Genomic DNA, 19,394 nt, shown 5'->3' with positions numbered 1-19,394 from the left:
GAAATCTCCCACGGTCTGTACTGCGTCAACAGTCAGAATCCAGCCTAGTCCCTCCTCCTCCCTTCAAGTACCAGCATACAAGCCAGCCTGCTGGCGATGGCGGCCGGTCAGGCGCCGGGCGTCTGAGGCTTGTCCGGCTCGGTCTCATCCGCCGCCGGCTCCCGTTTCGGATGCCGGTAGGTGTGCGCCGGGCTGTTGGGCTCAGGGTGGGTCGGCACGGGGTCGTAGGCCCCCTGCTCTTCGCTGGGGAACTTGTCTTGGGAGGGGGTGGGACGGTTCATGGGGCACCTCGCCGGGAGCCGCTGCATGCGGGCTCTGAACATTCGAGGTGCCGGGCGGGTTCAACGTTCCGGCCGATCCGCCGCCGATGGTCGGCGGATCGGCCAGGCTCAGGCCTGTCGCTGCAGTTCCTGGACAATCTTGTCCTTGATCTGCAAGCGCTTTTCCTTGAGCTTCTTCAAGGTGTCATCGCTGGGGGCATCCGAGGTGGCGTTCTCAGCCTTGACCACGACGTCGTCCATGTCCAGATACTGGCTGGCCAATGAATCCAGATGCGGCCTTTGGGTGCGTAATTGCTGGAACGCTTCCTTGGTAATCTTCAAATCCGCAAGCAGGTCATGCTTAACCGGCATGGAACACCTCCGTCAATTGATCGCGGCCAACACGCCCTATTGCGTTCGCCAGCTATCAGGATGGCCTCGGTTGCGGGTTCTGTCGACTGCCGGCCAGGCGGCAAACGACCGTTCGTCGCCCTGGCGCCAACCGGACCAAACCTTTGCCGGCCCATCTCCCTCCACTGGATAACGCTCACAACCAATGCGTGGAGAATGACCAATGGACGGATTCAACCTGCGTCACCTGACCCTGGCCGTCGCCCTGTGCACCGGCATGGGCAGCGCCTTCGCCGCCACCTCCAACACCTTCGTCGACAACGCCGCCGCCGGCGGCATCGCTGAGATCGAAGCGAGCCGCCTGGCCCTGGAGAAAAGCGCCTCGGCCGACATCAAGGCCTTCGCGACGATGATGATCACCGACCACGGCAACGCCAACGACGAACTGGCCACCATCGCCAAGGCCCACGGCATCGAAGTGCCCGACGAGACCACCCTGACCAAGCAGGCCAAGGAAAAGATCCTCGAACTGCGCGACGAATCCTTCGATGCGGCCTACGCCAACAATCAGGTGAAGGCCCACGAAGAAGCCATCGAGCTGTTCAAGAAAGAAGCCAACACCGTGACCGACGACAAGGTCAAGGGCGGCCCCGAGCTCAAGGCCTTCGCCCAGAAGATGCTGCCGGCCCTGGAGAAGCACCTGGCCCAGGCCAAGGATCTGCAGGCCAAGCACCCGAGCAAGTGACGTCCGCCCCGCCGGGCCTCAGGCGCTGAGCAAAGTGCGGATCATCCGCAGCAGCGCCTGGGGGCTGTAGGGCTTGCCGAGCAGGTGGGTGTCGGGGCTGAGCTGGTGGTTGCGCGAGATGATGTCGCGGGTGTAGCCGGAGGTGAACAGCACTGCCACCGGCGGCGACTGCACCTTGGCCCAGGCGGCCAGCTCGGCGCTCTTGATCAGGCCGGGCATGACCACGTCGGTGAAGATCAGCTGCACCGAGGCGCCGTCGAGCAGCAACTGCATCGCCGCGTCGCCGTTGCCGGCGGTCAGCACCCGGTAGCCTTCCTCGCGCAGCAGCTCCACTGTGGAGCCGCGCACCGCATCATTGTCCTCGACCACCAGCAAGGTCTCATGGCCGCCCTGCTGCTGGCGGCCGGCGCCCGGCGATTCGTCCCGCAGCGGCTGCAGGCTGCGCGGGAAAAACAATTGCACCCGCGTGCCCTCGCCCACTCGGCTGTCGATCTCCACATGGCCGCCGCTCTGTTTGACGAACCCGAACACCATGCTCAGCCCGAGCCCGGTGCCCTGGCCGTCGGCCTTGGTGGTGAAGAAAGGCTCGAACACCTGCTCCAGCAGGTTCGCAGCGATTCCGACGCCGCTGTCGCCCACCGACATCCGCACGAAATCCCCCGGCAGGATGCCCTTGCCGGCGCAGAACGACTGGTCCAGGGTGAGGTTGTCCGCGCTGAGGGTGATCGTGCCCTCGCCCTTCATGGCGTCCCGGGCGTTGATCGCCAGGTTGAGCACGGCGTTTTCCAGTTGGTTGCGGTCGACGTTGATCCGCCAGGGCTTGTGCGGCAAGTGCACGTCGATCCGGATGGTCTCGCCCAGGGCCCGCTGCAGCAGTTCGCCGAGGCCGTCGAAGATGTCCGCCAGGTTGCACACCGCTGGCGTCAGCGGCTGGCGCCGGGCGAAGGCCAGCAATTGCGACGACAGCTTGGCGCCGCGGTCCACCGCCGCCAGCGAAGCGTTGACCCGACGCTGTACGTTGGGGTTGTCGCGCTCGTGCCGGGCCAGCAGGTTGAGGTTGCCGGCGATCACTTGCAGCAGGTTGTTGAAGTCGTGGGCCACGCCGCCGGTCAGCCCGCCGATGGCCTCCAGCTTCTGCGACTGGCGCAACTGCTCCTCGGCCGCCAGCCGCGCCTCGACTTCGGCGGCCACCCGCTGCTCGAGGTTGCGGGTGAACTTGAGCAAGGACTCTTCGGCGGTCTTGCGCTCATGGATATCGATCAGCACGCCGGGGAAGCGGAACGCCTCGCCCCGTTCGTTGAATTCGCAGGCGCCGCTGGCCAGCACCCACAGGAAGCTGCCGTCGGCGCGCAGCACCCGGTACTCGGCGTTGTAGGGTTCGCCGGTGAGCACTGCCTGCTCGACGCACTCGGCGACCCAGACGCGGTCGTCGGGATGGATGTGGGCTTCGGCGATGTGCTGCGGCAGGTTGGTCAGGTCCTGGCCCGACGGATAGGAGAAGGTGCGGGCGAAACGCTCGTCGGCCGACAGCACGTCGTTCTTCACGTCCCACACGAAGGAGCCGAGCAGCGCCCCGGCGTTGAGCGCCAGGCGCACCCGTTCGTTGTCGGCGCGGTAGGCGTCCTCGGCGGCCTGGCGCAGGCGCTCGGACAGCACCAGCTCGGTGGTCTCGACCACCATCGCCATCACCCCCGCCGGCGCGCCCCGGTCGTCGGCCACCGGGCTGTAGTAGAGGTCGAGCCAGACGTCTTCGGGCACGCCGTCGCGCAACAGCACCAGATCCTTGTTGCGGTATTCCAGGGTGCCGCCGGCCAGACAGGTGTCGACCACGTGGCGGTTGAAGTCGGCGACTTCCGGCCAGCCCAGTTCCACGGGCGTACCCAGCAGATACGGGTGGCGTCCGCCGGCGAACCGCGAATAGGCATCGTTGTAGATCATGTAGCCGTCACGGCCCCAGAGCATGACCATCGGCAACGGCGAGGCGAGCATCAGCCGCACCGTGCTGCACAGGCTGGCCGGCCAGGTCTCGAGGGAGCCCAGACCGGTTCGGCCCCAGTCAAAGGCACGGATGCGCCCGGCCATTTCACCTTTCCAGCCATCGCATCCATGGTTGTCGGATAGAAACTGCATCGCCCGATTCAACACTCTGTGGTGAGTCCGATCAATCGCAACGCCCGGTGACGCCACGCCCCTGTGTTTCGAACCTCCCGCGCCGCAAATGGTTGCATAAGAGGTATAGCCGATTTCCCCCGCCCCGGCCTTCAGACTTCGATCAAGTGCTTGAGCGGGTGATAGCCGGTCTTGATCCGGGCCGCCACGTCGAGGATGGCCTTCTGGATGCCGTTGAGGTGCATGCAGGTCAGTTCGACGGCGGCGCTCTGGTTGCCGGCCTCGATGTACTCGATCAACCGCAGGTGCTCGTCGTCGCGGCAGGCTTCGTGGCTGTCGTCGTCCAGGGCGGCCGCGTACAGCGAGGCGCGGGAGATCAGTTTCTGGAACCAGTCCAGCAGCACCGGGTTGTTCAGGCTGCGGGCCAACTTGATGTGGAACTCGCCGAGCAGGTGGATCAACCGCTCGTGGTCGCCGGCCTGATGGGCTTCGTCCTCCAGCAGCAGGTGGTCGCGCAGGTCCTGCATCGCCGCCGTGTCCTTGCGCCGGCACAGCTCGGTGACGATGCCGATCTCCACCAGCCGCCGGGTTTCGAACAGGGAACGGATCTCTTCGTCGCTGGGCAGCGACACCGACGCACCTTTATTGGGCTCGGTGGTGACCAGGCCGTCGGCCTCCAGTTGTTTGAGCGCCGCACGAACCGACGTGCGGCTGACATTGAACAGTTCCGCCAGCGACGCCTCGCCCAGCTTCATGCCGGGGCGCAGCGAGCGCTTGCTGATCGCCTCGTAAACCCCTTGGTAGACGCGGTCGACCAAGGTTTCCGGTTTTTTCTCGGTCATTGCAAAGCTCCTTCAGTGCCGGCAACGGTCCGTCGGCGCTGCTTGCCAAAAAGCGCAGCCGCGGAAAAAGGGGGTTGCACAGCCAGATTAATCCGGGTATTTCTAAATTGCATTCAGATATTGCATACAATAATTAGAGGATTGCACCATTATGGGTCAACCAATAGCAATTGAAGTGCGCAACGTCTCCAAGCGGTACTCCGAAGACCCCGGCCTGGCGCCGGCTCTCGACAATGTGTCGGTGAACATCGCCGACAACGAATTCTTCACCCTCCTCGGTCCGTCCGGCTGCGGCAAGACCACCCTGCTGCGCACCATCGCCGGGTTCGAGCACGTCAGCGAAGGCCAGATCCGCCTGGCCGGCGAGCCGGTCAACGACTTGCCGCCGTTCAAGCGCCGGGTCAACACGGTGTTCCAGAGCTACGCGCTGTTTCCGCACATGAGTGTTGCGCAGAATATCGCCTTCGGCCTCGAGATGCAGGGCCTTGAGCGCAAGCTGATCCCCGACCGCGTCGAAGAGATGCTCGCGCTGGTGCAGATGCAGCACCTGGCCGGGCGCAAGCCGGCGCAGCTGTCCGGCGGCCAGCAGCAGCGCGTGGCCCTGGCCCGGGCCCTGGCGCCCAAGCCGAAAGTCCTGTTGCTGGACGAGCCGCTGTCGGCGCTGGACCTGAAGCTGCGCAAGGAAATGCAGGTCGAGCTCAAGCGCGTGCAGCAGGAAGCCGGCATCACCTTCATCTTCGTCACCCACGACCAGGAAGAGGCCCTGACCCTGTCCGACCGCATCGCGGTGATGTCGGCCGGCAAGATCCTGCAGATCGGCACGCCCACCGAGATCTACGAACGCCCGCAGCACCGTTTCGTCGCCCAGTTCATCGGCGACATCAACTTCCTCCCCGGCCGGCTCAAGCGCGGCGAGCGCAACGAGAACCTGTTCGTGCCCGACGGCATGCCGGTGGAGATTCCCTGCCCGCCCCAGGGCGTCGACGGCGCCAGCGTGCAGTTGGCGTTCCGCCCGGAGCGCTCGCGGCTGGTCGAACCCCACGAGCCCCATCACCTGGGCGGGGTGATCGAGGCGGTGCTGTACGTCGGCACCGCCACGCTGTACCAGTGCCGGCTGAACAACGACATCAAGGTCATGCTGCGCGAGAACAACGAAGGCCTGCACCAGGGCCGCAGCGTCGGCGAGCGCGTGGCGGTGCACCTGCCGCCCCAGGCCTGCCTGCTGATGGAGGCCTGAGATGAGCGTCACCGGCACGTCCCCGACCCTCAACCGCGCGCTGCTGCTCAGCCCGGTGGTGTTGACCCTGCTTGCCCTGATCGCCATTCCGCTGGGGATCATGGGCTACATCAGCCTGTTGCCGCGCAACCTCTACGGCGGCGTCGACTGGCAGGCCGACTGGCAACTGCAAAGCTACGTGCAGCTGTTTTTCCAGGAAGGCTTCGACGGCGGTCTCGAACTGAACTGGGTGTACGCCCAGGCCCTGCTGCGCTCAGTGTTCCAGGCCGGCGGCACCACGGTGCTGTGCTTCCTGTTCGGCTTTCCGGTGGCGCTGTGGATGTCGAGCCTGACCCCGCGCCGGCGCAACCTGATGGTGTTGCTCATCACCATTCCGTTCTGGACCAACCTGCTGATCCGCAACTACGCCTGGCTGATCATCCTGCGCGAGCAGGGCTGGGTCGCCCAGAGCCTCAACGCGCTGTTGCCCCAGGCCGGCGGCATCACCCTGCTCTACAACGACTTCGCGGTCAGCGTCGGGCTGGTCTACAGCTTCCTGCCGTTCATGATCCTGCCGATCTACTCGACCCTGGAGAAACTCGATTGGCGCCTGGTGGAGGCCGCCTACGACCTGGGCGCCAACCGCTGGCACGCGCTGCGCCGGATCATCCTGCCGCTGTCGATGCCCGGCGTGATCGCCGGCGCCCTGCTGGTGTTCGTGCCGAGCCTGGGGGCGTTCATCACCCCGGCGATCCTGGGCGGCGGCAAGACGCTGATGATCGGCAACCTGATCCAGCAGCAGTTCGGCACCGCACGCAACTGGCCCCTGGGCAGTTCGCTGTCGTTCCTGCTGCTGGGGATCCTGTTGCTGTCGCTGGTGCTGTACGCCCTCTACAGCCGCAACGCGGCCAAGAACCTCCACCGGGGAGCCCGCCCATGATCGCCCTGCACCTGAAGAAACTGCCCGCCACCCGGGAGATCAGCCTGCTGATCCTGGCCTACCTGTATCTGCCGATCCTGGTGCTGATCGTCTACAGCTTCAACGCCAACCGTTCGGCGACCGTGTGGACCGAGTTCTCGTTCGCCTGGTACGGGCGGATCCTGGCCAACCCGTCGATCCAGACGGCGGCGCTGAACTCGGTGATCGTCGCGGCCATCGCCACGGTATGCGCCACGGCCATCGCGCTGCTGGCGGCGCTGGCCACCTGCCGGCCGTTCTACGGGCAGAAGATGGTCGAGGGCGGGATCAACCTGCCGCTGATCCTGCCGGAGATCGTCACCGCCGTGGCGACCTTGCTGCTGTTCATGTCGCTGGGGATCAAGCTCGGCCTGCTGACGGTGATCGTGGCGCACATCGGCTTCTGCATCCCGTTCGCCTACCTGCCGATCCGCGCGCGCCTCAACGATCTGGACCGGAGCCTGCTGGAGGCGGCCAATGACCTGTACGCCAACCCGTGGCAGGTGTTCCGCCGCGTGACCCTGCCGCTGCTGTGGCCGGCGGTGCTGTCCGGCGCCGTGCTGGCGTTCGTGGTCAGCCTCGACGATTTCATCATGACCTTCTTCGTCGCAGGCCCCGGTTCCACCACGCTGCCGGTGTACATCTTCTCGGCGATCAAGGCCGGCGTGACCCCGGAGATCAACGCGATCTCGACCCTGATGCTGGTGATTTCCATCGTGCTCGTGGTGCTGGCCTTCTGGCTGGGCCAGCGCGGCAAACAACAATGAAGAAAACCTGGAGCGCTCTCATGAAAACCAAAGGCATGCGTCTGGCGGTATCCGGTCTGGCCCTGAGTTGTCTCACCGCGTTCGGCGCCCACGCCGCCGAGCCCAAGGAGCTGTTCTTCTACAACTGGACCGACTACTACCCGGTGGATCTGCTGGCCAAGTTCGAGAAAGAGACCGGCATCAAGGTCACCATGGACGGCTACGACAGCAACGAGACCCTGCTGGCCAAACTGCAGGCCGGCGGCGCGGCGTACGACGTGATCGTGCCGTCGCAGTCGATCATGCAGACGCTGATCCAGCAGAACCTGCTGCTGGAGATCGACGCGCCGGGCCTGAGCAACTTCCAGTACGTCAAAGGGCCGTTCCGTGACCCGAGCTTCGACCCCGGCCGCAAATACTCGGCGCCGTACCTGTGGGGCACCACCGGGTTCTCCTACGACAGCGCGCGGGTGCCGGGCGGCAAGCTGGACGACTCGTGGAAGGAGTTCTTCGAACCGCGCAAGGAACTGCAAGGCCAGCTCGCCGCTCTCGACACCTCCAGCAGCGTGATCAACGCCGCCAGCCATTACCTGAACGTCGACGAGTGCACGGAAAACCCGCAGGACGCCAAGCGCATCCTGGAGCTGCTGCAGAAGCAGAAGCCGTTCCTGAAGATGTACAGCTCCGACAACACCGTCGACCGCATGGCCTCCGGCGAAGTGATCATGATGCAGAACTGGAACGGCTCCACCGCCCGCGCCACCTTGCAGAAGAGCACCATCCGCTACGTGTACCCCCGCGAAGGCCTGGCGATGTTCCAGGACAACTTCGCCGTACCCAGGAGCGCGCCGCACCCGGGCAACGCGAAGATCTTCATCGACTGGATGATGAAACCGGAAAACGCCGCCGCCGTGTCCAACGCCATCGCCTACGCCAACGGCATCCAGAGCGATCAGTTGCTCGACGCGAAATGGAAGGTCATGGACGCCATCAACATGCCCGACGAATACGCCTCGCGCCTGCGCCCGGAAAAGGAATGCAGCAACAAGGCGCGGGAGCTGCAGGACCGCATCTGGTCCAAGCTCAAGGGCTGAAGACCGCATCGCGGCCATCGCGGGCAGGCTCGCTCCCACAGGAGCCTGGGTTTGCGCACATTCCCCTGTGGGAGCCGGCTTGCTGGCGATGGCGTCAGTCCAGGCACCACAGGCCTGGAGCTGCGGTGCGACGACTCGACTTGCGAGCGATGAGGCCCGCCCCGACAACATCGAAATAGAGGTATGAAATGTCCCACCCCCGCTGGCTCAGAAACGTACGCCCCTACGGCGCCCCCGCCGAAGACCTGCTGATCGAGGACGGCCGCTTCACCCAGCGCCGCGCCGCGTCCCCGGCGCCCCTGGCCGCCACCGACATCGACGGCAAGCACCGCCTGCTGACCGCCAGCCTGGTGGAAAGCCACGTCCACCTGGACAAGACCCTCTACGGCCAGCCCTGGCGCCCGAACAGCGCAGGCCCGACCCTCAAGGACTACATCGCCAACGAACGCCGGGTGCTGCGCGAGGTCCGCGCGCCGATCGCCGTACGCGCCGGGGCCCTGCTGGAGAACTGCATCGCCCGCGGTTCGCTGACGATGCGCTGCCACGTCGACATCGACCCGGAATTCGGCCTGCGCCATGTCGAAGCCATGCTGCAACTGCGCGAACGCTACAACGACCTGATCGACCTGCAACTGGTGGTGTTCCCGCAGACCGGCCTGATCAGCCGCCCCGGCACCGCCGACCTGATGCGCGAAGCCATGGCCCTGGGCGTGGAGAACGTCGGCGGACTCGACCCCTGCGGCATCGACAACGACCCCATCGCGCAACTGGACTTCGTGTTTTCGTTGGCCGCCGAATTCGGGCGCGGCGTCGACATTCACCTGCACGACAAGGGCGAGCTGGGCCTGTGGCAGATCGCCCGGATCGCCGACTTCACCGAACGCTTCGGCCTGCAGGGCGGTGTGATGATCAGCCACGCCTATTGCCTGGGCATGCTGCCGTGGAGCCAGGTCCGGCCGGTGGCCGAACGGCTGGCGGCGCTGGGGATTTCGCTGATGAGCTCGGCGCCGGCCGATTGCCCGGTGCCGCCGTTCCTGGCCCTGCGTGAGGTCGGGGTCAACGTGTGCCTGGGCTCGGACGGCATCCGCGACGCGTGGTCGCCGATGGGCAACGGCGACATGCTGGAACGGGCGATGCTGCTGGCGTTCCGGTTCGACCTGAACAAGGACGAGGAACTGGCCGCGGCGTTCGACGCAGCCACGGTCAACGGGGCCCGCGCCTTGGGCGTCGAGGGGCATGGCTTCGGCATCGGCCGGGCGGCCGACTTTCTGCTGATGCCGGTGGAGACCCTCGGCGAGGCGGTGGTGGCGCGGCCGGTGCGGCAAGTCTACCGGGGCGGAGAACTGATCGCCGACGGCGGCCGCCTGCTGGGCAGCCGCTTGTGAAGCGCTCGGGCCTGAAGGCCGCTTGCGTGGTCGGCTTCGACGGCACGCGGCATGTGCTGTGGCGCGACGGCGAGGTGGTGTTCGAAGGCTCTCGCATCGTGTTCGTCGGGCGCGGTTATCCGGGGCCGGTGGACAGCTGGACCGATTACGGCAATGCCCTGATCGGTCCCGGCTTCATCGACCTCGACGCCCTCGGCGACCTCGACTCCACGGTGCTGACTCTCGACAACGGCGACGAGCGCGCCATGGGCCGCATGTGGTCGGCGGACTATCTGGCGGCCGGTCCGCAGGAGTCGTTCAGCGCCGACGAAGAGGTCTTCAAGTACCGCTACGCCTTCACCCAACTGATCCGCAACGGCATCACCACGGCGATGCCGATCACCTCGATGTACTACCGCGAATGGGCGGAGCGCTACGACGAGTTTGCGGCGGTCGCCGATGTCGCCGCCGAGCTGGGCCTGCGCACCTACCTGGGCCCCTGCTACATGAGCGGCATGAGTTACTGGCGCGCCGACGGCACCCTCGCCCATCACTGGGACGAAGGCCGGGGCCTGGCCGGGCTCGATGACGCCGAGCGGTTCTTCAAGGATTTCGACGGCGCCCATGACGGGCTGATCCGCGGCGCCCTGCTGCCCGATCGCATCCAGACCTGCACCCCGGCACTGCTGCAACGCACCGCCGCACTGAGCCGCGAACTGAACGCACCGGTGCGCCTGCACTGCTGTCAGGCGCCCGGGGAAGTGGCGATGGTCGAGCGCTTGCACGGCACCTCGCCGCTGGGCTGGCTGCAACGGCTCGGCCTGCTGACCCCGCGCAGCCTGCTGCCCCACGGCATCTACACCCGTGGCGACGACGACCTGCAACGGCTGATCGACGGCGGCGCGAGCCTGGTGCATTGCCCGCTGGTGTTCGCCCGGGACGGCGAAGCGCTGGACTCCTTCGGGCGCCACCGGGCCCGAGGCGTCAACTTCGCCCTCGGCACCGACACCTGGCCGGCGGACTTGCTGTCGAACATGCGCCACGGCCTGAACATCGCCCGGCTGATGGAGGGCGGCCCCTCGCTGACCTGCGGCCTGGACCTGTACAACGCCGCCACCCTCGGCGGCGCCCAGGCGCTGGGCCGCGACGACCTCGGCCGGCTCGCGCCGGGCGCCAAGGCCGACATCACCGTGTTCAGCCTGCGCGGGATGCACCTGGGGCCGCTGTTCGACCCGCTGAAGAACCTGCTGCTGGCCGGACGCGGCGACGACTGCATCGCCAGCTACATCGACGGCCGCTGCGTGATGCGCGACGGCCAGGTCATTGGCGTGGACTACCCGTCCCTGCAGCGCCAGGCCCAGCGCCAATACGAAAAACTGATGCGCAGCCACAGCGACCGGGCCTTCGGCCGACCGGACTGGAAAACCCTGTTCCACCCGGCCATCCCGTTCGCCGACGACTACAGCGCCGACGCGCCCTTGAGCGCCATCGATCCCCTTCCTTAGAGATTTCTGCCATGCACAGCTTCGATTTCAGCCGACTCAGCCCGCGGGAAAAGTACAAGATCCTCATCGGCAGCGTGGTGCCCCGGCCGATTGCGCTGGTCACCACCGTGGACGGCGAAGGCCGGGTCAACGCCGCGCCGTTCAGCTTCTTCAATGCGCTGTCGGCGGACCCGCCGATCCTGGCCCTGGGCGTCGAGAACTATCAGGATCAGAGCCCCAAGGACACCACCCGCAACATCCAGCTGAATCAAGAGTTCACCGTGAACATCGTCAGCGATGCCCTGGTGGAGGCCATGAACGTCTGCGCCGTGCCCTTCGCGCCGGGCTTCGACGAACTGACCGCCGCCGGCCTGACCGCCATCGCCGGCACCACGGTCAAATGCCCGCGCATCGGCGAGGCGCCGGTGGCGCTGGAATGCCGACGGATGATGGCGCTGTCCATCGGCCAGTCCCGGGAAATCATCCTGGGCGAAGTGTTGATGGCCCACGTGCGCGACGAACTGATCGACCCCAAGACCCTGTACATCGACCAACTGGGCCTGGACGCCATCGGCCGCATGGGCGGCCATGGCTACGCCCGCACCCGCGACTACTTCGACCTGCCGACCCGCTCGCTGCAGGCCTGGACCGAAGCGCCGGGCGGCGGCGAAAGGCTTTGGCCTTCGGCCGAATGACCGCCGCCGTGCCTTGTGGGAACGGGCTTGTCAGCTCCCACAAGGTTGGTGGTGTACATGGACTGATCCTTTGTGGGAGCCAGCCTGCTGGCGATAGCGATGGGTCAGGCAACAGAGATGTCGGCTGTGCCGGCCTCATCGCTGGCAAGCCAGCTCCCACAGGTTTTGTGGTGTGCCTGGATCTTGCAGACACCCGAGATCCCTTGTGGGAGCCAGCCTGCTGGCGATGGCGGTGGGTCAGGCAACAGGGATGTCGGCAGTGCCGGCCTCATCGCTTGCAGGCAAGCTCCTACAGGTTTTGGGGTGAACATGAATCCTGCGGACACCCGAGATCCATTGTGGGAGCCAGCCTGCTGGCGATGGCGGTGAGTCAGGTAACAGTGATGTCGGCAGTGCCGGCCTCATCGCTTGCAGGCAAGCTCCTACAGGTTTTGGGGTGAACATGAATCCTGCGGACACCCGAGATCCATTGTGGGAGCCAGCCTGCTGGCGATGGCGGTGAGTCAGGTAACAGTGATGTCGGCAGTGCCGGCCTCATCGCTTGCAGGCAAGCTCCTACAGGTTTTGGGGTGAACATGAATCCTGCGGACACCCGAGATCCATTGTGGGAGCCAGCCTGCTGGCGATGGCGGTGAGTCAGGTAACAGTGATGTCGGCAGTGCCGGCCTCATCGCTTGCAGGCAAGCTCCTACAGGTTTTGGGGTGAACATGAATCCTGCGGACACCCGAGATCCATTGTGGGAGCCAGCCTGCTGGCGATGGCGGTGAGTCAGGTAACAGTGATGTCGGCAGTGCCGGCCTCATCGCTTGCAGGCAAGCTCCTACAGGTTTTGGGGTGAACATGAATCCTGCGGACACCCGAGATCCATTGTGGGAGCCAGCCTGCTGGCGATGGCGGTGAGTCAGGTAACAGGGATGTCGGCAGTGCCGGCCTCATCGCTTGCAGGCAAGCTCCTACAGGTTTTGGGGTGAACATGAATCCTGCGGACACCGGTGATACCTGTGGGAGCCGGCTTGCCGGCGATGGCGGTGAGTCAGGTAACAGAGATGCTAGGAGTGCCGGCCTCATCGCTTGCAGGCAAGCTCCTACAGGTTTTGGGGTGAACATGAATCCTGCGGACACCGGTGATACCTGTGGGAGCCGGCTTGCCGGCGATGGCGGTGAGTCAGGTAACAGAGATGCTAGCAGTGCCGGCCTCATCGCTTGCAGGCAAGCTCCTACAGGTTTTGGGGTGAACATGAATCCTGCGGACACCGGTGATACCTGTGGGAGCCGGCTTGCCGGCGATGGCGGTGAGTCAGGTAACAGAGATGCTAGGAGTGCCGGCCTCATCGCTTGCAGGCAAGCTCCTACAGGTTTTGGGGTGAACATGAATCCTGCGGACACCGGTGATACCTGTGGGAGCCGGCTTGCCGGCGATGGCGGTGGGTCAGGCAACAGAGATGTCGGCAGGGCCGGCCCCATCGCTTGCAGGCAAGCTCCTACAGGTTTTGGGGTGAACCTGAATGTTGCGGGCACCGCAGCTCCCACAGTTTTTTGGGCCGGCTCAGTGGAAGTCGCGGCTCTGCACGCGGATGCCGTTGAGCAGCGGGCTCAGGTCGCTCAGCCGTCCGGCGATCAGGTGGCGCACCTCGCCCTCGCGCTCCCAGCGGCCATCGACCTTGAGCAGTTGCGAGCCCACCAGCACCCGGCGCTGGCGGTCGGCCAGGTCGCGCCAGACCACCACGTTGACGTTGCCGAACTCGTCCTCGAGGGTGACGAAGGTCACGCCGCTGGCGGTGCCCGGCCGTTGGCGTCCGGTCACCAGCCCGGCGATGCTGACCGGCCGGCCGTGCTCGACCTCCTGCAACTCCCGCGAACTGCGGCACCGCCGCGCCCTCAGTTCATCGCGCAGCAACGCCAGCGGATGCGGCCCCAAGGTGGTGCCGAGGGTGGCGTAATCGGCGTGCAGGTCTTCGCCGACGCTGGGCTTGGGCAGCACGACTTCCGGTTCATCCTGCCCCGGCAACCCGGCGAACAGCCCAAGCTGCGCCTGCACCCCGGCCACTTCCCAGCGCGCCCGGTGGCGGTGGCCCGCCAGCCCGCGCAACGCCCCGCAGTCCGCCAGCAACGCCAGGGCCCGGCTGTCGAGCCCTGCCCGTCCGCCCAGGTCGGTGAGGTCGGCGAAGGCGCCCCGCTCCCGCGCCGCCTCGATGCGCCGGGCGTCCTCTTCGCGAAAGCCCTTGACCAGGCGCAACCCCATGCGGATCGCCGGCTGCCCGCCGGCCATGGGTTCCAGGCCGCAATCCCAGTCGCTGGCGCGCACGTCCACCGGGCGGATCTGCAAATGATGCCGTCGGGCGTCCTGGAGGATCTGGTCCGGGCTGTAGAACCCCATCGGCCAACTGTTGATCAGCGCACAGGCGAACGCCGCCGGCTCGTGGCACTTGAGCCAGCAACTGGCATAGGTGAGCAAGGCGAAGCTGGCGGCATGGGACTCGGGAAACCCGTAGCTGCCGAAACCCTTGATCTGTTCGAAGATCTGCGCGGCGAACTCCGGCGAGTAGCCGTTCTTCTTCATGCCGGCGGCCAGCCGTTCTTTGTGCGGCTCCAGCCCGCCATGACGCTTCCACGCGGCCATGGAGCGGCGCAGCTGGTCGGCCTCGCCGGGGCTGTAGTCGGCCGCGACGATGGCGATCTGCATCACCTGCTCCTGGAACAGCGGCACGCCGAGGGTGCGCTTGAGCACCGTCTCCAGTTCCGGTGACGGATAGGTTTCCTTTTCCTCCTTGTTCCGGCGGCGCAGGTACGGATGCACCATCCCGCCCTGGATCGGCCCCGGGCGGACGATGGCCACCTCGATCACCAGGTCGTAGAAGTTCTGCGGCCGCAACCGGGGCAGCATCGACATCTGCGCCCGCGACTCGATCTGGAACACGCCGATGGTGTCGGCGCGGCTGATCATGTCGTAGGTCGGCCGGTCATCGGCCGGAATCGTCGCCAGGCTCAGGTCCCTGTTGCGGTGGCGGCGCAGCAGGTCGAAGCAACGGCGGATCGCGCTGAGCATGCCGAGGGCGAGGATGTCGACCTTGAGCAGCCCGACCGCGTCGAGGTCGTCCTTGTCCCACTGGATGACCGTGCGGTCGGCCATGGCGGCGTTCTCCACCGGCACCAGGGTGTCCAGCGGCTCTTGGGAAATCACGAACCCGCCGGGGTGCTGCGACAAGTGCCGGGGGAAGCCGATCAGTTGCCCGGTCAGGCTCAGCACCCGGCGCAGGATCGGGCTGTCCGGGTCGAATCCGCCTTCGCGCAAACGCTCGAGCGGCGGCACGTCGTCGCTCCAGTGGCCGCAGCAGTCGGCCAGCGCGTTGACCTGATCCGGCGGCAGGCCCAGGGCCTTGGCCACGTCGCGCACGGCGCCGGCGGCGTGGTAGGTGCTGACCACCGCCGTCAATGCGGCGCGGCTGCGGCCGTAACGGCGGAACACATACTGCAGGACCTCTTCGCGGCGTTCGTGTTCGAAATCCACGTCGATGTCCGGCGGCTCGTTGCGCTCCTTGGACATGAAACGCTCGAACAGCAGCGTGGTGCGGTCCGGGTCGATCTCGGTGATGCCCAGGGCAAAGCACACCGCCGAGTTGGCCGCCGAGCCGCGTCCCTGGCAGAGGATGCGCTGATCGCGGGCGAACCTCACGACGTCGTGGACGGTGAGGAAGTAGCTTTCGTAACCCAGCTCGGCGATCAGTTTCAGTTCCTTGTTGATCTGCCTCAGCACCTTGTAGGGCGCCCCTTTTTTCCAGCGCCAGGCGATGCCGTCCTTGGTCAGTCGCCGCAGCCAGGAACGGCCGGTGTGCCCGTCGGGCACCAGCTCTTGTGGGTATCGGTACTGCAACTGCCCCAGGTCGAAGGTGCAGCGCCGGGCCAGATCCACCGAGGCTTGCAGCAGGGCCGGCGGATAGAGCCCGCGCAGCGCGTCGAGGCTGCGCAGGTGCCGCTCGCCGTTGGGGTGCAGGCGCAGCCCGGCCTCGGCCACCGGGACGTGGTGGCGGATCGCGGTCATGGTGTCCTGCAACGCCCGGCGGCCACGGGCGTGCATGTGCACGTCGCCGCTGGCCAGCGCCGGGATGCCCAGCCCGTCGGCCAGTTCCAGCAACGCCGCCAGCCGTTGGCGGTCGTCCTGCCCGCAATGCAGCTGCACCGCCAGCCACAGGCGCTCGCCGAAGGCCTGCCGCAGCCAGCGGCCTTCTTCAATGTCATCGGTGGCGTCCGGCACCCACAGCGCCTGCAACCCCGGCAGCGGCTCGCTGAAGTCCTCGCGCAGCACCTGATAGCAGCCTTTCTGCGTGCGCCGCCGGGCACGGGTGATCAGGCCGCACAGGGCCTGATAGCCTTCGAGGGTCTCCACCAGCAGCACCAGTTTCGGGCCCTGGTCGATGCGCACCTCGCTGCCGATGACCAGCGGCAGTTCAACGGATTTCGCCGCCTGCCAAGCCCGGACGATCCCGGCCAAGGTGCATTCGTCAGTGATCGCCAGGGCCTGGTAGCCCTGCTGCTTCGCCCGCTGGAACAGCTCCAGCGCACTGGAGGCACCGCGCTGGAAACTGAAGTTCGACAGGCAGTGCAGTTCGGCGTAGCCGTCGCTCATGCGAACCAGCCCTGCAGCCACAGCGGACCGCCCTCGCCCACCGTCCGGTAGGCCCAGCCCTGCTGCCCGGCGCGGTTCTGGATCAGGTAGTAGTCGCGGCGCACGTCGTCACCGTCCCACCAGCCGGATTCGATGCGCTCCGGGCCCATGAGGATCCGCGCCGCCCCCTCGGGCACCGCCTGCGGCTCGTCCAGCAACCAGCCCGGACGGTGCACGCCCGGCAGCGGCGCGCAAGGCAGTTTGTCGACACCGGTTTGCCATGCGCATTCGGGGCGGTGATCGGCCTGGAAACGCAGGCCCTGCACCGCGTCGTCCCCCAGCCGGGCGCGCAGGCGTTCGCGCAGCTGTTCCCAGGGCAAGGTCTGCTGGGGACGCTCGTCGAACAGCTCCTGATGCTGGGGCACGAAGTCGGGCAGGTCCTCGGCGCACAGGCGAAACCCGCGAACCGGCGCCTCGACCTGCACCTGTTCCAGGCGCCCGCGGGCCAGTTCGAACAGCATCGCCGGATCGCGCTCGGCGCTGAGCAGGCCGACCTTGATCAACGTGTCCGGCAGGCCGGCATGCTCAAGGTGCAGGTCGAACCGCTGCACACCGCTGTCGCGGCCGCAGAGGAACGCCGCCAGGTCGGCGGTCAGGCGGCGCAACGGGAACAGCAGCGCCTGATGGGACTGCACGTCGAAATTGAGCTCGATGCGTACGTCGAAGCGGTCCGGCGGCTGATAGAACGCCAGCGCCAGCGGCCGTGCGCCGAACAGGGTGTCCAGGTGCTTGAGCACCTGCGCCTCGAAACGCCTTGCCAGGGCCTGACGCGGCAAGGCCTGCACCTGGCCGAGGTGGCGCAGGCCCATGCGCTCCAGCGCCGTGGCCACGTTCGGCGCCAGCCCGACCCGGTCGACGGGCAGCCGTCCCAGATGATGGCGCAAGGCTTCGCCGTCGGGCACCACCAGACCGTCGCCGACGTTGGCCAGCACCCGCGCCGCCGCCGGGTTGGGCGCGGCGACGATACGGTGGCGAAAGCCCAGCGCCGTCAGCTCCGAGCGCAGCAGCGCCTCGAACTGTGCCCAGGAACCGAACAGGCCGAGGCTGGACTCGATCTCGAACACCACGGTGCGCGGGTAATGCACGCTGACCTGCGCGCTGAAGCGGTAGGCCCAGGCGGCGAGAAAGCATTGCCAGTGTTCGACCTCGGCCATGTCGTACTCGGCGCTGGCGAAATCCCGGGTCAGGGCCTGGGCGGCGGTCATCGACTGGCCGGGGCGCAGGCCCTGGGCCCTGGCCGCGTCGTTCACGGCCTGCAGCACACGGCGCTGGGCCGGGCCGCTGAGCAGCGCCAACGGTTGGTCGGGATCGGGGCGTTGACGCAGCACCGCGTCGAGCGCCAATTGCGGAAACAGGATGCAGACCCAGCGCATGGCGGCCTCAATGCCCCACGGCAAAGGCGATCGGCGCCGTGCGGGCCAGCCCGCCACGGCACTTGAGCACCCGCAGCTGCGCCGGTCGGGCGTCGACGGCGATCCGCAGCGCCGCCGGCGACGGGTTGGCCGCTTCGCTCAACGGGCGCCAGGCGAACGCCAGGGTCTGGCCGGTTTCCGCCGCCACCTGCAAGCGCCGCAGCGCCCGGTCATCGGCCTTGTGCGGCCAGCACAGCACCGCGCCGCAACTGCCCGAGCGCAGGCATTGCTCCGCCGCCCACAGGGCCTCGCGCTCGCCGGCCCGGATCACCGACAACTGGCGCAGATCGACGCCGGCATTGGCCCAGGCCTGGGGGTACGGCACGAACGGCGGCGCCACCAGCACGATGCGCTCGCCCGCCGTCGACAGCCGCGCCAGGGTCGGCCACACCAGTTGCAGCTCGCCGACGCCGGGGCCTGCGAACAGGATTTCGCTCAACGCCGACTCCGGCCAGCCGCCGCCGGGCAGCGCCGCATCCAGCGCAGGGTGGCCGGTGGGCTGTGGGCTGGCGGCCGGGGCTGCGGGCCGGCCCTTCCAGACCTGGCCGCCATTGAACAGCGTGTCCAACGCAACGACGGCGCCCATCAGCCTTGCCTCACCAGGCCGCAGAACACCCCTTCGATGGCCAGGTCCTGGTCGGCCCGCACCACGATGGGCCGGTACGCGGGGTTGCGCGGCAGCAGGCGGACTTCATCGCCGACCCGCTCGAAACGCTTGATGGTGACCTCGCCGTCGAGGCGCGCCACCACGATCTGGCCGTTGAGCGCCTCGGGGTTGCGCCGCACGCCCACCAGGTCGCCGTCGAGGATGCCGTCCTCGATCATCGAGTCGCCCTGCACCCGCAGCAGGTAGTCCGGTGCGCGGGCGAACAGCGCCGGGTCGAGCATCAGGCGGTTGTGGACCTCGGCGTCGGCGCCGATAGGCGCACCCGCCGCCACCCGGCCCAGCACCGGCACGTCCAGCAGCTCCGGACGCGGCGGCTGGTTGAGCAGGCGGATGCCCCGGGCCTGATGCGGATTGACCTCGATGAACCCGGCTTCGGTGAGCGCCAGCACATGCTTGCGCGCCACGCTGCGGGAGGCGAAACCAAAAGCCTCGCTGATTTCAGCGAGGCTCGGGGGCTGACCGTGTTCGGCGATGCGTTCGCGGATGAAGGTCAGGATGGCGGTACGGCGGGGAGTCAGGGTCGTCATGGAGTACATTTGTACTCTACCGGGGTTTTTCTGGCAACGACCGTCAGTCAGGCCAAAACCTGTAGGAGCTTGCCTGCAAGCGATGAGGCCGGCACTGCCGACATCTCTGTTGCCTGACCCCCCGCCATCGCCGGCAAGCCGGCTCCCACAGGTATCACCGGTGTCCGCAGGATCCATGCACACCGCCATCGCCAGCAGGCTGGCTCCCACAGAATTCAGCAGCGGCCGCAGTTCTGTGCCCACCGCAAAAACCTGTGGGA

The 19,394-nt window shown here is 66.9% G+C and carries 16 protein-coding genes; 8 read left to right on the top strand and 8 right to left on the bottom strand.

All coding sequences use genetic code 11. The annotated features are described in order from the left end of the window. Positions 1 to 107: 107 nt before the first annotated feature. Together CAG29_RS28555 and CAG29_RS21640 are read right to left on the bottom strand one after the other, a co-directional pair. On the bottom strand, positions 108 to 281 hold the full coding sequence (locus CAG29_RS28555) for a hypothetical protein (RefSeq protein WP_170930391.1): 174 nt from the start codon (positions 279 to 281) through the stop codon (positions 108 to 110). Positions 282 to 389: 108 nt separating this feature from the next. After that, entirely contained in the window at positions 390 to 632 is a 243-nt protein-coding gene (locus CAG29_RS21640; protein ID WP_085639135.1) for a DUF465 domain-containing protein, read from the bottom strand. Positions 633 to 834: 202 nt separating this feature from the next. Here CAG29_RS21640 and CAG29_RS21635 point away from each other — a divergent pair, with 202 nt between their 5' ends. Beyond that, positions 835 to 1,356 carry a DUF4142 domain-containing protein gene (locus CAG29_RS21635; RefSeq protein ID WP_085656423.1) on the top strand — a complete coding sequence of 174 codons (522 nt, stop codon included), beginning with the start codon at positions 835 to 837 and terminating at the stop codon, positions 1,354 to 1,356. A gap of 18 nt (positions 1,357 to 1,374) precedes the next feature. On the opposite strand, the gene CAG29_RS21630 is transcribed toward CAG29_RS21635, so the two are convergent. Both CAG29_RS21630 and CAG29_RS21625 read right to left on the bottom strand, forming a co-directional pair. Further along, a complete protein-coding gene (locus tag CAG29_RS21630; RefSeq protein WP_085656424.1) occupies positions 1,375 to 3,486 on the bottom strand; it encodes a PAS domain-containing sensor histidine kinase in 2,112 nt (703 codons plus the stop codon). 131 nt (positions 3,487 to 3,617) lie between these two features. After that, positions 3,618 to 4,307: a GntR family transcriptional regulator gene (locus CAG29_RS21625; RefSeq protein ID WP_085585760.1), complete on the bottom strand. Its 690-nt coding sequence runs from the start codon at positions 4,305 to 4,307 to the stop codon at positions 3,618 to 3,620. 151 nt (positions 4,308 to 4,458) lie between these two features. On the opposite strand from CAG29_RS21625, the gene CAG29_RS21620 reads away from it, so the two are divergent. From CAG29_RS21620 to CAG29_RS21590, 7 genes are all read left to right on the top strand, one after another. Beyond that, positions 4,459 to 5,544 (top strand): ABC transporter ATP-binding protein, encoded by a 1,086-nt coding sequence (locus tag CAG29_RS21620; protein WP_085695123.1) that lies wholly within the window; start codon positions 4,459 to 4,461, stop codon positions 5,542 to 5,544. Between the two features lies 1 nt (position 5,545). Beyond that, positions 5,546 to 6,463 (top strand): ABC transporter permease, encoded by a 918-nt coding sequence (locus CAG29_RS21615; RefSeq protein ID WP_085585756.1) that lies wholly within the window; start codon positions 5,546 to 5,548, stop codon positions 6,461 to 6,463. Next, a complete protein-coding gene (locus tag CAG29_RS21610; RefSeq protein WP_085585754.1) occupies positions 6,460 to 7,248 on the top strand; it encodes an ABC transporter permease in 789 nt (262 codons plus the stop codon). Before CAG29_RS21615 ends, CAG29_RS21610 begins: the two co-directional genes overlap by 4 nt. A 20-nt stretch (positions 7,249 to 7,268) precedes the next feature. Next, positions 7,269 to 8,321, top strand: a complete 1,053-nt coding sequence (locus CAG29_RS21605; RefSeq protein ID WP_085585752.1) for an extracellular solute-binding protein — start codon at positions 7,269 to 7,271, stop codon at positions 8,319 to 8,321. A gap of 188 nt (positions 8,322 to 8,509) precedes the next feature. Then, positions 8,510 to 9,706: an amidohydrolase family protein gene (locus tag CAG29_RS21600; RefSeq protein ID WP_085639144.1), complete on the top strand. Its 1,197-nt coding sequence runs from the start codon at positions 8,510 to 8,512 to the stop codon at positions 9,704 to 9,706. Then, positions 9,703 to 11,190, top strand: coding sequence for an amidohydrolase family protein (locus CAG29_RS21595; protein WP_085695122.1), 1,488 nt, complete (start codon positions 9,703 to 9,705; stop codon positions 11,188 to 11,190). The genes CAG29_RS21600 and CAG29_RS21595 overlap by 4 nt, the downstream gene beginning before the upstream one ends. 11 nt (positions 11,191 to 11,201) lie before the next feature. Then, a complete protein-coding gene (locus CAG29_RS21590; RefSeq protein WP_085632997.1) occupies positions 11,202 to 11,864 on the top strand; it encodes a flavin reductase family protein in 663 nt (220 codons plus the stop codon). A 1,547-nt stretch (positions 11,865 to 13,411) separates the two neighbouring features. Here the strand turns inward: CAG29_RS21590 and CAG29_RS21585 are convergent. From CAG29_RS21585 to lexA, 4 genes are read right to left on the bottom strand one after another with little or no spacing between them, the layout of a single operon-like run. Further along, on the bottom strand, positions 13,412 to 16,489 hold the full coding sequence (locus CAG29_RS21585; RefSeq protein ID WP_085695121.1) for an error-prone DNA polymerase: 3,078 nt from the start codon (positions 16,487 to 16,489) through the stop codon (positions 13,412 to 13,414). Next, entirely contained in the window at positions 16,486 to 17,901 is a 1,416-nt protein-coding gene (locus CAG29_RS21580; protein ID WP_085585742.1) for a DNA polymerase Y family protein, read from the bottom strand. The genes CAG29_RS21585 and CAG29_RS21580 overlap by 4 nt, the downstream gene beginning before the upstream one ends. A 7-nt stretch (positions 17,902 to 17,908) precedes the next feature. Next, positions 17,909 to 18,526 carry a translesion DNA synthesis-associated protein ImuA gene (imuA, locus tag CAG29_RS21575; protein ID WP_085639153.1) on the bottom strand — a complete coding sequence of 206 codons (618 nt, stop codon included), beginning with the start codon at positions 18,524 to 18,526 and terminating at the stop codon, positions 17,909 to 17,911. Further along, complete coding sequence (gene lexA, locus CAG29_RS21570) at positions 18,526 to 19,143, bottom strand: transcriptional repressor LexA (protein WP_085639156.1); 618 nt, start codon at positions 19,141 to 19,143, stop codon at positions 18,526 to 18,528. The genes imuA and lexA overlap by 1 nt, the downstream gene beginning before the upstream one ends. Positions 19,144 to 19,394: the final 251 nt, after the last annotated feature.

Origin of the sequence: Pseudomonas sp. B7(2017), from assembly GCF_002112745.1 — a bacterium.
GTDB classification, from domain to species: domain Bacteria; phylum Pseudomonadota; class Gammaproteobacteria; order Pseudomonadales; family Pseudomonadaceae; genus Aquipseudomonas; species Aquipseudomonas ekonensis.
This window is presented reverse-complemented; position numbering and strand designations above follow the sequence as displayed.